This is a genomic window from Sphingomonas sp. (assembly GCF_031426035.1).
GTDB lineage: Bacteria > Pseudomonadota > Alphaproteobacteria > Sphingomonadales > Sphingomonadaceae > Sphingomicrobium.
Genome location: NZ_JANPKO010000100.1, coordinates 1 through 12574, shown reverse-complemented (window position 1 = coordinate 12574; position 12574 = coordinate 1). Strand labels below are relative to the sequence as shown.

At 65.9% G+C, this 12574-nt stretch carries 18 protein-coding genes, 1 tRNA gene and 1 pseudogene; 11 read left to right on the top strand and 9 right to left on the bottom strand.

Features of this window, described 5'->3' with window-relative positions:
• The 7 genes and pseudogenes from RMP08_RS07435 to RMP08_RS07405 all read left to right on the top strand — a co-directional run.
• On the top strand, positions 1-228 hold a 228-nt coding region (locus RMP08_RS07435; RefSeq protein ID WP_310468358.1), incomplete at its 5' end, for a hypothetical protein.
• 103 nt (positions 229-331) lie between these two features.
• Positions 332-913: a fasciclin domain-containing protein gene (locus RMP08_RS07430; protein WP_409049778.1), complete on the top strand. Its 582-nt coding sequence runs from the start codon at positions 332-334 to the stop codon at positions 911-913.
• Positions 914-1117: 204 nt separating this feature from the next.
• Positions 1118-1204 (top strand): annotated as a pseudogene (locus RMP08_RS07425) (organic hydroperoxide resistance protein); the annotation flags it as partial.
• Between the two features lie 61 nt (positions 1205-1265).
• Positions 1266-1757, top strand: a complete 492-nt coding sequence (locus tag RMP08_RS07420) for a Dps family protein (protein ID WP_310468357.1) — start codon at positions 1266-1268, stop codon at positions 1755-1757.
• 538 nt (positions 1758-2295) lie between these two features.
• Positions 2296-2622, top strand: a complete 327-nt coding sequence (locus RMP08_RS07415) for a DUF3489 domain-containing protein (protein WP_310468356.1) — start codon at positions 2296-2298, stop codon at positions 2620-2622.
• Positions 2619-3038: a DUF2924 domain-containing protein gene (locus tag RMP08_RS07410; RefSeq protein WP_310468355.1), complete on the top strand. Its 420-nt coding sequence runs from the start codon at positions 2619-2621 to the stop codon at positions 3036-3038. The genes RMP08_RS07415 and RMP08_RS07410 overlap by 4 nt, the downstream gene beginning before the upstream one ends.
• Complete coding sequence (locus RMP08_RS07405; RefSeq protein ID WP_310468354.1) at positions 3035-4687, top strand: recombinase family protein; 1653 nt, start codon at positions 3035-3037, stop codon at positions 4685-4687. The genes RMP08_RS07410 and RMP08_RS07405 overlap by 4 nt, the downstream gene beginning before the upstream one ends.
• A gap of 195 nt (positions 4688-4882) precedes the next feature.
• Here the strand turns inward: RMP08_RS07405 and RMP08_RS07400 are convergent.
• Positions 4883-4973, bottom strand: a tRNA-Ser gene (locus RMP08_RS07400).
• A gap of 94 nt (positions 4974-5067) precedes the next feature.
• Here RMP08_RS07400 and RMP08_RS07395 point away from each other — a divergent pair.
• From RMP08_RS07395 to RMP08_RS07385, 3 genes are read left to right on the top strand one after another with little or no spacing between them, the layout of a single operon-like run.
• Complete coding sequence (locus tag RMP08_RS07395; RefSeq protein ID WP_310468353.1) at positions 5068-5484, top strand: metallopeptidase family protein; 417 nt, start codon at positions 5068-5070, stop codon at positions 5482-5484.
• Complete coding sequence (gene ccmA / locus RMP08_RS07390) at positions 5481-6035, top strand: heme ABC exporter ATP-binding protein CcmA (protein WP_310468352.1); 555 nt, start codon at positions 5481-5483, stop codon at positions 6033-6035. The genes RMP08_RS07395 and ccmA overlap by 4 nt, the downstream gene beginning before the upstream one ends.
• Complete coding sequence (locus RMP08_RS07385) at positions 6032-6670, top strand: heme exporter protein CcmB (RefSeq protein WP_310468351.1); 639 nt, start codon at positions 6032-6034, stop codon at positions 6668-6670. The genes ccmA and RMP08_RS07385 overlap by 4 nt, the downstream gene beginning before the upstream one ends.
• On the opposite strand, the gene RMP08_RS07380 is transcribed toward RMP08_RS07385, so the two are convergent.
• Genes RMP08_RS07380 through RMP08_RS07345 form a run of 8 tightly spaced genes read right to left on the bottom strand, consistent with a single transcriptional unit; the run spans position 6660 to position 12041 of the window.
• On the bottom strand, positions 6660-7523 hold the full coding sequence (locus RMP08_RS07380; RefSeq protein WP_310468350.1) for a class I SAM-dependent methyltransferase: 864 nt from the start codon (positions 7521-7523) through the stop codon (positions 6660-6662). The genes RMP08_RS07385 and RMP08_RS07380 overlap by 11 nt on opposite strands.
• Positions 7520-8743, bottom strand: a complete 1224-nt coding sequence (locus RMP08_RS07375) for a pitrilysin family protein (RefSeq protein ID WP_310468349.1) — start codon at positions 8741-8743, stop codon at positions 7520-7522. The genes RMP08_RS07380 and RMP08_RS07375 overlap by 4 nt, the downstream gene beginning before the upstream one ends.
• Positions 8743-9336 carry an SURF1 family protein gene (locus RMP08_RS07370; protein ID WP_310468359.1) on the bottom strand — a complete coding sequence of 198 codons (594 nt, stop codon included), beginning with the start codon at positions 9334-9336 and terminating at the stop codon, positions 8743-8745. The genes RMP08_RS07375 and RMP08_RS07370 overlap by 1 nt, the downstream gene beginning before the upstream one ends.
• Positions 9336-9692, bottom strand: coding sequence for a DUF983 domain-containing protein (locus RMP08_RS07365; RefSeq protein ID WP_310468348.1), 357 nt, complete (start codon positions 9690-9692; stop codon positions 9336-9338). Before RMP08_RS07365 ends, RMP08_RS07370 begins: the two co-directional genes overlap by 1 nt.
• A 1-nt stretch (position 9693) precedes the next feature.
• Entirely contained in the window at positions 9694-10512 is an 819-nt protein-coding gene (locus RMP08_RS07360) for a cytochrome c oxidase subunit 3 (protein ID WP_310468347.1), read from the bottom strand.
• A gap of 28 nt (positions 10513-10540) precedes the next feature.
• Entirely contained in the window at positions 10541-11086 is a 546-nt protein-coding gene (locus RMP08_RS07355; RefSeq protein WP_310468346.1) for a cytochrome c oxidase assembly protein, read from the bottom strand.
• Entirely contained in the window at positions 11083-11214 is a 132-nt protein-coding gene (locus RMP08_RS07350; RefSeq protein WP_310468344.1) for a hypothetical protein, read from the bottom strand. Before RMP08_RS07350 ends, RMP08_RS07355 begins: the two co-directional genes overlap by 4 nt.
• Positions 11211-12041 carry a heme o synthase gene (locus RMP08_RS07345; RefSeq protein WP_409049779.1) on the bottom strand — a complete coding sequence of 277 codons (831 nt, stop codon included), beginning with the start codon at positions 12039-12041 and terminating at the stop codon, positions 11211-11213. The genes RMP08_RS07350 and RMP08_RS07345 overlap by 4 nt, the downstream gene beginning before the upstream one ends.
• Positions 12042-12202: 161 nt before the next feature.
• Here RMP08_RS07345 and RMP08_RS07340 point away from each other — a divergent pair.
• Positions 12203-12574: peptidylprolyl isomerase (locus RMP08_RS07340; RefSeq protein ID WP_310468342.1), on the top strand; the 372-nt coding region annotated here is incomplete at its 3' end.

Below are 12574 nucleotides of genomic sequence, written 5' to 3'. Positions count from 1 at the left end.
CCTCATTTGAACACGCGCCATATGGTGTTGCAACTTCTTGGGTGGATGTGGGCGCTCGCGTTCTCGGTTGCTATCGGAAGCTACACCGTGTTTGCCGTAAGCATTATTGGACATGCTGTCCTGATAGGAGCGGCTGCCATCACGGTCGCGACCTATGGTGTCGCCGCAAAACGCCCAAGCTTATTCCTTGCCGGCGCTGGGCGCCGTTTTGACGGCGAGCATTTTTAATCGATTCCTGCCGCATTTTGGTCAGCGCAGATGGACATTGACGATCGCGTCCGCGTGCGAGAGCGTTTGGCCCCCTAATCTGACACTTTTCACAACGGAGCACATGATGATGTCCAACATTTCCAAAACAATACTTGCACTTTCAGCGACAGCGCTGGCTGGGTGCATGACAATGACGCCGATGGCCGGCGACGGCTCAAACGCGATTTCCTACGTCGGTGGTGCACCGATGTATCCCGCTAAGACGATCGTAGAGAACGCCTCAAACTCGCCTGAGCACACCACGTTGGTAGCCGCGGTGAAAGCAGCGGGCCTTGTTGATACCTTGACTGGGCCGGGTCCATTCACCGTGTTTGCGCCCACCAATGCCGCCTTTACCAAGTTGCCGGCCGGCACCGTGGAATCTCTTCTCCGGCCTGAAAACAAAGCGATGCTGCAATCCGTGCTGACCTACCACGTTGTTCCGGGCCGACTCACGGCTGCGGATCTCTCATCGATGATCAAGGCTGGCGGTGGTCAAGCACGGCTGGTGACCGTTCAAGGCGCCACGCTCACTGCTCGCAAGCAGGGCGACAAAATCATTCTATCTGATGCCAAGGGAGGCACTTCTACTGTCACCCAGGCGAACGTCATGCAGTCGAATGGCGTTATTCACGCCACCGACGCAGTTTCGCTGCCAGGCTAAGGTTTCCCTCCAACCTTTCGCGGCGCGGTTTGGCGGCTTCCGAAGCATCGGAAGCTGCCATTCGCCTCCCGCGGAGTGCTCCGCCGGCAGAAAACTTGTCGCGGCGGTCGGTCGTCGCGCCCGTTAAATCTGGTACCCCATTGGTACCCGGCGAAGATTGCTGCACCTTCGACCGACGCTCGGTCATTGAAAAATGGTGGACGCGAAAAGCTGGTCGAGACAGCGCACCAGACCTGTCCGTACTCGAACGCGACGCGCAACAACTCAGACGTCGGTCTGGCCATCGCCTGAGGTCGCGATCAGGCACTGTCTTGTATAAAGCTCAGTCTTATCAAAACAGGGAGCGTGTCGCATGGGAAAAACCTCGCCCGACAAAATCGATATCGGAATCAGCGCGGACGACCGTTTAGCGATCAGCGGCGGCCTTTCCCGGCTGCTGGCCGACACCTACACGCTCTATCTGACCACGCACAACTTCCACTGGAACGTCACGGGTCCGATGTTCAACACGCTGCACGAGATGTTCATGCTGCAGTATACCGAGCTTTGGAATTCGGTGGACCTGATCGCAGAGCGGATCCGGTCGCTCGGCCACAAGGCACCTGGTTCGTACGCTCAGTTTGGTGCGCTCGCGTCGATAAGCGACGCACCGCCCGAGCCCCCGAAAGCGCTCGAAATGATCGCGATACTGGTATCCGGCCACGAAGCGGTGGCACGGACCGCGCGTGCCGTCTTTCCGGTCGCAACAAACGCGGATGATGAACCGACTGCGGACTTGTTGACCCAGCGGCTGACCGTTCACGAGAAGACCGCGTGGATGTTGCGATCGCTGTTGGAGGCCTAACCTCCGGTCAAATCTCGCGATACGAGCAAAGTTGGCGGACGATTGAACGAGACTCCGTCAACGAAGAAATTCACCGGAAGGTTTGCGGGCTGCGTCACTATCAACGTGAAGGCGAGTCTGGCAGCGTCGCTGAAGAGCCGATGCTCTAACATAGCGACAGGTCATCTTGATCGCCTCTGGCGGAGGTGCGTCAAACGGTGGATCGATTGCTAGTGAATGTCTGCTTTGGGTCGAAAGCGGACATTACGACTTGGCGAACTTGCATCCCAAAGCGCTTACGGGCTGCTGTGAGCCGTTCCGTCCAGCCCGTCTCCGGACAATCGCGTCGACGTCCCCAACGCAAGCACTGGCCTCCCCTCCTGCGAAATACAGCTGAGCTTTTTCTCCCACCCGTCATCTCGACTGGACTTCCGTTCGAACCAGAGCATTGGTCATGGCATCGAGTCGCGGCGCTGAAGTGCCGCTGCCCCGACCGGTTGCACCGGCGGGGCTGTGGGTGGTGGACCAGCATCAGGCTGCGCCACGATGGAGACCCACCATGACTAAGACGTCCAAAAAACGATCAGGTGCCCCGTCGGGTAACAAGTTCGACATTGCTGCCGCGGGCACAACCAAGCACATCCTTGCTTCGCGGCCAAAAGCCACTGTGTCGCCGGCGACGCAAAAAGCACCCAGCAAGCAACAGCAACTGGCGGCGCTGATCGTCCGCGACGAGGGAGCCACGCTTGATCAGATGATCGCGGCGACCGGCTGGCTTCCGCACACCACACGGGCGGCGCTGACCGGCCTTAAGAAAAAGGGCTATGCCATCAGCAGCGACAAGGTTGACGGGGTTCGGACCTACCGCGCGGTCGCGCCGGAATGATTCCTGTTGATTTGGACGCCGAGTTGACCGCGCTGGAGTCCATGCCACTCGCCGAGTTGCGCAGCGCTTGGAGCCGGCAGGTTGGCGCGACCCCGCCAAAGGTCAGCGCCGGCCTGCTGCGCCTCGCGCTCGCCCATCACCTTCAGTCAAAAGCCATGGGCGGCGTCACCAAGGCCACCGAGCGAAAGCTGCAGGAAATCGCTAACGGCCGAGCGTCGGGAGGGGTAGCGGTCGGCACCCGCTTTGTGCGCGAGTGGCGCGGCAAGGTGCACGTCGTCACCGTGGCCGAGGACGGGCAATACCGCTGGAAGGATCGCGACTGGTCCAGTCTGTCGATCATTGCGCGATCGATTACCGGGACCCAATGGTCGGGGCCGGCCTTCTTTGGCACGAAAACCAACAAGCGTGTCGCGTGACCCGCCTGCGCTGTGCCATCTATACGCGAAAGTCGAGCGAGGAGGGCCTCGAGCAAGACTTCAATAGCCTCGATGCCCAGCACGAGGCCTGCGCCGCTTACGTCAAAAGCCAAGCAAGCGAAGGCTGGACGCTGGTCCGAGACCGCTATGACGACGGCGGCATCTCAGGTGGCACCCTTGCCCGACCCGGCCTTCAGCGGCTTCTCGCCAACATTGCCGCGGGCCACATCGACATTGTCGTAGTCTACAAGGTCGACCGGCTGACCCGATCACTGCTCGACTTTGCAAAACTGGTCGAAGCGTTCGACAAAACCGGCACGAGTTTCGTCTCGATCACCCAGTCGTTCAACACCACCACGAGCATGGGCCGGCTAACCTTGAACATGCTGCTGTCGTTCGCGCAGTTCGAGCGCGAGGTGACCGCCGAACGCATCCGCGACAAGATCGCGCAATCGAAGGCACGAGGCATGTGGATGGGCGGTACGCCGCCAATCGGCTACCAGCCAAATGGCCGCAGCCTCGCCATCGTCGAGGAGGATGCGGCCATCATACGCCACATCTTCCGCCGCTACATCGATCTCGGCAATGTCCGGCTGCTCGCGGTCGAACTGGAAAGCCAGCACGTTCACTCGCCAGCGCGCAACACGGCAGGCGGTCGCGCCTTCGGCGGGCGGCCGTTCAGCCGGGGTCAGCTTTATAAGATTCTGTCGAACCCGAGCTACATCGCCCGGATCGATCATGGCGGACGCTCCTATGAGGCCAACTACCCGCCGATTGTTGAGCAAGACGAGTGGTACCAGGTGCAGGGCCGCCTTGCCGCCAACATCAAGGGTGCCCGCGGACCAGCTCCCGCAGAGACCAGCCTGCTCGCCGGAAAGCTGGTCGATCACCGCGGCGTGCCAATGATCGCCACGCATGCCTGCAAGGGGAAGGTCCGCTATCGCTATTACGTCAGCCGTGATTTGCACCACTCAGGCGATGCGTGCAGCGCTAACGGCTGGCGGCTTCCTGCCCGCGAAATCGAGCCGCTGGTTCGGGCAAGGATTGTCGCGCTCCTGAATGATCCGATTGAGCTCTTCGCGCGATCGAAAGTCGAGATGCCCTCGCCGGATGCGCTCAAGGCGATTGTGAGCCGAGGCAAAGACGCAGCGACCGGGCTTGCCGGTCGGCGCGCTCCGGCCACCAAGCTGCATCGGGACCTGATCGCCGAAATCCGACTTGGCGCCGAACAGGTCAGCATTCTGTTTGATCCGATTGCACTGGGCCGACTGCTTGGCGTCAGCATTGCGAACGAGGCCATCAAGCTCAATGTCAACGCTCGGTTGAAGCGCAGCGGTCATGTGATGCGGCTGATCCAACAAAACGGCAGCGCGGCCGCGCCCACCGTCGACCGAACGCTCGTCAAGGCGATCGTGCAGGGCCGTAGCTGGTGGCAGGAACTGCAGGCCAATACTGATATGATTGTCGAGGACCTCGCACGGCGCGAAGGAATCAGCGGCCCCTATGTCGCGCGGATCGTACGCCTCGCCTTTTTGCCGCCGCAGATCCTCGCGAGGGTCATCGATGGCACACTGGCAACTCATCTGACGGTCAAGCGATTGACTGCGCCCGGCGCGATTTCCGCTCGCTGGGACCGCCCAAACTTCTGACCCAAGTTTTTCTTGCCGCAGGCCGAACCCGGACCAATCCCAGACCTTCGAATTCGCGTTCAGAGAAAAACCGTGTTTTGGCGGGAGCTGGACCGCGCAAATGCCTCTCACGGGTGTGTTTTAGGGGCCATGAAAGGCTTTTTTCGGGGATTGTAAGGCAGCGATTTGTCCCGTCCTTACAATAGCTTGACTAGCTGGCGGAGCGGGAGGGATTCGAACCCTCGATACGGTTTTGCCGTATACTCACTTTCCAGGCGAGCGCCTTCGACCACTCGGCCACCGCTCCGCATGCTCTGGAAGGCGGCCAGATAGATGGACGCCGCGCCCGGAGCAAGGCTGGCGCGCTTGCCGCCCCGCCGCCGCAACCCTAGTGCGTCGGCATGATGGACGCGCCCCCCAGCCGCCGCTTCGGCGTCGCCCCGTCGGCCGCCGACTTCGAGGCGATCGCCCGCCGCGCGCTGGCGTCGCTGCCCCAACCGTTCGCCGCCCACCTCGCCGACGTCGTGCTGCAAGTCGAAGATTTCGCCGACGAGAAGACGCTGGCCGAAATTGGCATCGACGATGCGTTCGACCTGACCGGCCTCTACGAGGGCCTGCCAATTACAGAAAAGAGCGTCGAGCATTCGGGCACTTTGCCCGACCGCATCCGCCTGTTCCGCCGGCCGATCCTCGACGAATGGGCCGACGGGGAGGACAGCCTCGAGCACCTTGTCGCCCACGTCCTGATCCACGAGGCCGGCCACCATTTCGGCTTGTCCGACGACGCCATGCACGCGCTCGAGGAAGCCGTGCAGTGAGCGCACTGCTGCGGTTCGCGGGGGTCGCGCTCGACCGCGGCGGACGGCGGCTGTTCGACGGCCTCGATCTCGCGCTCGAGCCCGGCGATGCGCTCCATGTCGTCGGCCCCAACGGCAGCGGCAAATCGAGCCTGCTGCGCCTCGCCGCCGGGCTGCTCCAGCCCGCCGCGGGGTACGTCGAGCGCGCCAAGCGGGCGCTCGCCGACGAGCACCCCGCGCTCGACCGCGAGCTGCCGCTCAAGCGCGCTCTGGCGTTCTGGGCGCCCGCCAACCTCGATTCGGCAATCGACGCGTTTGGCCTTGCCGCGCTCGCCCATGTCCCCGTGCGCCTGCTCTCCGCCGGCCAGTTGCGCCGCGCCGGTCTGGCTCGCGTCGCCGCGTCGGGCGCGCCGCTGTGGCTGCTCGACGAGCCGCTCAACGCACTCGACCGCGACGGCGCGGCACGGCTCGACACCGCCATCGCCGCGCACCGCGCGGGCGGCGGCGCGGTGCTCGCGGCCTCGCACACTCCGCTCAGCGGCGACTGGCGCCGGCTGGAACTCGGCCAGTGATCGCCCGCCTGATTGCCCGCGAATTGCGCCGCTCGCTGGCCGGGGCCGCGTGGCTGCCGATCGCCTTCTTCCTGCTCGTCGCCACCCTCATTCCGTTCGCCGTCGGCCCCGACGCGGCATTGCTCGCCCGCATCGGCGGCGGGGCGATGTGGGTCGCCGCGCTGACCGCCGCCTTGCTCCCCATCGACCGCCTGATCGAGCCCGACCGCGCCGCCGGCGTGCTCGACCAGCTCGCCCTCCGCGGCGCCGCCGAGGAAGCCGTCGCCGCGGCCAAGATCGCCGCCCACTGGCTGGCGTTCGGCCCGTTCCTGCTGCTCGCCGCGATCCCCGCCGCGCTCGTCCTCGGCCTCGCCCCCGGCCAGATGGTGCGCGCAGTGTCCGCGCTGGCCGTCGGCACCCCCGCGCTGGCCGCGCTCGCCGTCGCGGTCGCCGCGCTGACCGCCGGCCTGCCCCGCGCCGGCGCGCTCGGCGGATTGCTGCTGCTGCCGCTGGCGATCCCGCTACTGATCTTCGGTGCGGCCGCCACCGGCGACGCACGGTCAGGCGCGTTGCTCCTCGAAGCAGCAATTTCGTTGTTGATTGTTGCTGCCACCCCGTTCGTAGCGGGCGCCGCAATCCGCGCGTCTAGGACTTAGCCCAGCGCGCGAAAATCGCCGTCGGCAGGAGCAACCCGCGCGCTTCCTCGCGCACCGCCATCTCGCCGACCTCGACCGTCCCGCCGAGATCGCCCAGCGATTGCCGCACCAGCTCCCCAATCGCCAGCGCCGACATCCGCACCGCATACACCGTCAGCACGAGGAAGCGGCTGTCGCCGTCGAGCAGTTTGCGGCAGTCGGCGATGAGCCGCGCAAGATGCTCCTCGAGCCGCCACATCTCGCCCTCGGGCCCGCGCCCGAACTTGGGCGGATCGAGCAAAATCCCGTCGTAGCGCTTGCCCCGCCGCACTTCGCGCGCGGCGAACTTTTGCGCGTCGTCGACGATCCACCGGATCGGCCGCTCGCTCAGCCCCGATAGCGCCGCATTGGCCTTGCCGCCCTCGACCGACTTCTTCGATGCATCGACATGCACCAGCCGCGCGCCGGCCTCGCTCAGCAGAAGCGTGCCCACCCCGGTGTAGCCGAACAGGTTGAGGATATCGGCGTCCTCGGCGCGGTTGCGCATCCAATCCCATTGCGGCGCCATGTCGGGGAAAAAGCCCAAATGGCGGAAGGGCGTAAGCGAGGCGTTAAACCGCACCTTGCCCCGCGCCAGCGCCCACTCGCGCGGCACCGGGCGGTGCTGGACCCAGCGCCCGCCGCCGTCCTCGTCAGATCCGGAAACGAAGGTCGCGTCGGGGTCCCACGCGGCGGTCGCCGGCGCCCACATCGCCTGCGGCTCGGGGCGGGCGACAGTCACCGCCCCGTAGCGCTCGAGCTTGCGTCCGTCGCCGCTGTCGATGAGTCCATAGTCATCCCACGGCTCGGCGACGATCGTGACGAGATCGCTCACGCCGCGCGGACCGCGGGCACCCCGATCGTCGCCCGCGCGCGCGGTCCGGCGATCATCTTCGCCCCCGCCGCGCGCACTTCGTCGAGGGTCACCGCGTCGAGCCCCGCGACCAGTTCCGCGGGCTCGACCAGCCGCCCGTGCACCGCCAATTGCCGCGCGACATAGCTCGCCTGGCCCCACGGCGTCTCGAGCGACATCAGCAGCGCCGCGCGGGCCTGAGTCTTGGCCCGGTCGAGCTCGCGCTGGGTGGCGTCCTTGGCCGCGGCGTGGATGACCTCCTCGATGAGTTGCGCCGCCGGTCCAGACTGCCGCTTGGCGGTCGCCGCATAGGTGTAGAACAGCCCGGTGTCGGCGAACGGGTGGAGCGTCGAGTAGATCGAGTAAGCCAGTCCGCGGTCCTCGCGCAGCGCCTGGAAAAGTCGCGATGACATCCCGCCCCCGACCAAGTCGCAGAACAGCCGCGCGGCGAAATAATCGGGCGCGCGCGCGTGGGGCGCCTCGAACGCGATTGTCAGATACGCCTGCTCGCTCGGCGCGCGGCCAAGGCGCGAGCCGCCGGTGAACCGCGCGGGGTCGGGTGGCGCGACCTCGCCAATCCCGACCTCCGCGAAATGCGTCTCGGCAAGCGCGACCAGCGCGTCATGCTCGAGCTTGCCCGCCCCGACCAAGATCAAATTGCTGCCGCGATACTGCCCCGTCCGCCACGCCTCGAGGTCGCCCCGCGTAATCCGCGCGATGCTCGCGGTATCGCCGAGGATCGATCGCCCGATCGCCTGTCCCTCGAACGAGGCGCTCCACAGATCGTCGAAAATGATGTCGTTGGGCGTATCCTCGGCCTCGCCAAGTTCCTGCAGCACGACGTCCTTTTCGCGCGTGAGATCGTCCTCTGCGAGATGCGGGCGGAGAATGAGGTCGGAAATCATCTCGACCGCCAGCCCGACATGCTCGGGCATCACGCTGGCGGTAAAACTGGTGCCGTCGCGCTCGGTGCAGGCATTTAATTCGCCGCCGACATCCTCGATCGCTTCGCTTAATTCGCGTGCCGAGCGCCCACCGGCGCCCTTGAACACCATATGCTCGAACAAATGCGCGATGCCGTTGATCGCCGCCGGTTCGCTGCGCGATCCGCTGTCGGCGTACAGCCCGACCGCGGCGGTCGAAAACCCAACCATTTCGCGGCTGGCGACGCGCAGGCCGCTGTCGAGAGTGGTCAGCCGCATCACGGTTTGGCCACGGCCAGGCGCTTGCGTACCGCGAGCCCGTAGATCAGCAGCGCCAGCGCGGCGAACAGGAACCATTGCACCGCGTACGAGCGGTGGTTGTTGGGGATCACTTCGAGCGACGGCGGCGCGCTCGGTTGCAGCCCCGCCACCGGCGGCGTGTCGGCGACCAGCCGCAGCCGCATCTTGCGGTCGGGCGCGATAATCCCGCTGACCGGCCCGCCGCGCCATTGGACCGCCGTTGTCGGGTTCGAAGTCCACCCCAGCTCGACCGCGATCCCCGGTCCCTCGGCGCCGGTGGCGCACTCGATGATCACGACATAGCCGGTGTCGCCGGCGCGGTTGCGGCCGGCGGTAACGCGTTTGTTGACCGGGCGCAGGCAAAGTCCGTCGGCGCGGCGGAACAAGGGCAGCGCGTCATCCGCCAGTGGCGAGGACGGAAACGCCACCGGCGGCAAGTTCTGCGCCGCCTGGTAGCGCGCAATCAGCGCGTCCTTTTGCTTGGCCCGCCCCAGCTGCCACACGCCGAGCCCGATCATGATCGCGGCGGCGGCGAGCACCACCAGCGTCGGCAGCAACGGCAGGCGGCGGATCACGGGGCGATTCGCCCTTCGCGCGCGCGGAGACGGTATTCCTGCATCAGCAGCAGCGCCTTGCCGAAGCGCAGGCCGAAAATCGTCAGCGCGGCCCCCACCGGAAGCCACACGATGTGCACCCAAAACGGCGGCTCGAGCGCCAGTTCGGTGACGATCGCGGCGGTCGTCAGCAGCGCCCCGATGATCAAAATCAGGAACGCCGCCGGCCCGTCGCCGACGTTGAACGCGGCGACATCGAGCCCGCAGCTGCGGCACTTGGGCACGAATCCAATCCAGCTGGCGAACAGCCCGCCGGCACCGCATTGCGGGCATGCGCCCGTCAGCGCGGCCGCCAGCGGCGAGCGGAGGGCCACGTCAGCCGTGGACCGGCGCGCCCCAGCCGCCCCAGATGTAGATCGACACGAACAGGAACAGCCAGACGACGTCGACGAAGTGCCAGTACCAGGCGGCCGCCTCGAACCCGAAATGCTGGCGCGGCGTGAAGTGGCCCTTGTTGGCGCGGATCAGGCAGACGATCAGGAAGATCGTGCCGACGATGACGTGGAAGCCGTGAAAGCCGGTCGCCATGAAAAAGGTCGCGCCATAGATATTGCCTTTGAAGGCGAACGGCGCGTGGACATACTCATAGGCCTGGATGCTGGTGAACAGCAGGCCAAGCAGGATCGTCAGCAACAGGCCCTTGTTGAGTCCCTCGCGGTCGCCGTTGATCAGCGCATGGTGGGCCCAGGTGACGGTCGTCCCCGAGCACAGCAGGATCATCGTGTTCAATAGCGGGAAGCCCCACGGGTCGAGCGTTTCGATGCCCTTGGGCGGCCACACCCCGCCCACCGCCTCGGTCGCCGAGGGGAACAATGATGCGTCGAAAAAGGCCCAGAACCAGGCGAGGAAGAACATCACCTCGGAGGCGATGAACAGGATCATCCCATAGCGTAGGTGGAGCTGGACCACCGGGGTATGGTCACCCTGGTGCGCTTCCTTGATCGTGTTCGCCCACCAGCTCGCCATCGTTACCAGCACCGCGACGAAGCCGGCTACGGTGACGAACTTGCCGTACGGGTTGTCGTGCATCCACATCACCGCGCCGCCGAATAGCGCGAAGGCGGCGAACGCGCCGATGATCGGCCACGGATCGGGCTCGACGAGATGGTAATCGTGATTCTTGGTCGCGGCCATGCGGCTTTCCTCTTGTCTCGGCGGGGCTTTAGCCGCCCGTCGCGGGAGATTCCACCGGGTAAAATGTATAGCTCAGCGTGATCTCGTCGATGTCCTTGGTGGCCGGGTCGGTGCGCAGCTTGGGGTCGACGTAGAAGATCACCGGCATGTCGATGCTCTCGCCGCCCTTGAGCGTCTGCTCGGAGAAACAGAAGCACTGGATCTTGCTGAAATATTTGCCCGCCAGCGCCGGTGTGACGTTGAACACCGCGGTACCGGTGGTGGTCCGCGCGGTGAGGTTGGTCGCCCGATACGCCACTTGGGTCTGCGCGCCGGGCTTGATTCGCACCGTGGTCTCGACCGGCTCGAACCGCCACGGCAGCCGCGGGTCGATGTTGGCGTCGAACCGCACCCCGACTTGGCCCGCCGCTGCACCCGGCGCTTGCTCCGCCCTCAGCGGCGTTCCGCCAAACCCGGTGACGTCGCAGAACAAGCGGTAGAGCGGCACCGAGGCGAACGCCAAGCCGACCATCGCCGCCGCCAGCAGCGCCATCCACAGCGCGGTGCGGGTGTTGCGCTGGGCCAGCGCGGTCATGGCTTCAGCCCCATTTTGGCGATGGTGATGAAGAACAGCAGAATGACGAAGCCGCCCAACAGCCACGCCATCAGCCGCGCCCGCTCGCGCTGGCGCTTGATGATTTCGTCGTCGGGCCGCGGGGTCATGCGCCGAGCATCCGGTCGGCGACGAGCACGCCGAACAAGGCGAACAAATACAGCACCGAAAAACCGAACAGCCGCTTTTCGGGCCCCATCCCGGCCGGCTCGGCGGCGCGGTTGGCGAGCACGGCGGCGGCGAGCACGAGGAACGCCGCGCTGAGCACCGCGGCGACGATCCCGTACAACGCCCCGGTCAGCCCCAGCGCCCACGGCGCGACCGCGGCGGCCGCCATCGGCAATGAGTAAATGAAGATCTGGCGGCGGGTCGCGGCGAGCCCGGCGGTGACCGGCAGCATCGGCACCTTGGCCGCGGCATAGTCCGAGCGCACGAACAGCGACAGCGACCAGAAGTGCGGCGGCGTCCACAGGAATATGATCGCGAACAGCAGCAAGGGCAGCGCGGCGAATTCGCCGGTCGCGGCGACCCAGCCGATCAGCGGCGGGAACGCCCCGGCGGCACCGCCGATGACGATGTTCTGCGCGGTCCGCCGCTTGAGCCACACGGTGTAAACTAGCACGTAGAACAGGATCGACGCCGCGAGCAGCGCCGCCGCCAGGTGATTGGCGGCAAGGTCCATCAGGATCACCGAGAACACGCTGAGGCCAACCCCGAAGTGGAGCGCGGTCTGGCGCTCCATCCGCCCCGCCGGCAGCGGCCGCCCGGCGGTGCGCTTCATGTGCCCGTCGAGGTCGGCCTTATACCATTGGTTTAACGCCCCCGCGGCCCCCGCGGCGAGCGCGATGCACAGGATCGCGGTGAAGCCGAGCACCAGCGGCGGCAGCACCGGCGCAGCGAGCATCCCGCACAGCCCGGTGAACACCACCAGGCTCATCACCCTGGGCTTGGTCAGTGCGACGAGGTCACGCCAGTCGGCGTACAGCGCGCGCGGTTCGGACAGTGGAAGGCTGGTCACGCGGCGCCCTATAAGGGCTTGGCAGAGGCGTGGAAAGGCGTGAAGCGGCGGTTCAGATTCGACTCGCTAGGACGCGCCTCATGAAACCGCCCCTGATCCTCGCCGCGCTGCTCGCCGCGACCGCCAGCCCGCTCGCCGCGCAGGCCCCTGCCGCCCCGCAGCCCGACCTCGTCCGCGTCGCGCTTGAGACCGACCTGGGAAAAATAACCGTTGCCCTCGATCGCGGCCGCGCCCCGCTCACCACGGCCAACTTCCTCGCTTACGTCGACAAGGGCTGGCTCACCGGCCAGCCGTTCTACCGCGCCATGCCCTATGGCGACGGCGGGCTGATCCAGGGCGGCGTGCGCGACGGCGCCAAGCAATTGCCGCCGATCGCGATCGAAACCACCGCCACCACCGGGCTCGGCAACAAGGCCGGGGCAATCGTCATGGCAAATGGCGGCCCCGGCACC